Source organism: Cohnella baijiui (assembly GCF_020731285.1).
Classification (GTDB): domain Bacteria; phylum Bacillota; class Bacilli; order Paenibacillales; family Paenibacillaceae; genus Cohnella.
The window spans coordinates 1-224 of sequence record NZ_JAJFOW010000422.1; the positions used below are offsets into that span (position 1 = coordinate 1).

The following is a 224-nucleotide window of genomic DNA, read 5'->3' on the forward strand; positions in this document are numbered from 1 at the left end:
GGTCGAGAAAATGAGTGATGTACTCTGCACCAGACTGTTCAATGGCATTATATACTGTGTTGCGGCATCCAATGTCCACACGTACCGGATGCGACATACCGATCCGATCCTGCAGAGAGACGCGATGGCTTTCGCATGGACGGCCGCAGTTTGTATAATCCGTTCCTTCACTTAGGAATGTACAGTAGACACAATGCTCGGTATGAAACATCGGCAGGTGCTGG

The 224-nt window shown here is 50.0% G+C and carries 1 protein-coding gene; it reads right to left on the bottom strand.

Features of this window, described 5'->3' with window-relative positions:
- Positions 1-224: hypothetical protein (locus LKX83_RS33210; protein WP_227887563.1), on the bottom strand; the 224-nt coding region annotated here is incomplete at both ends.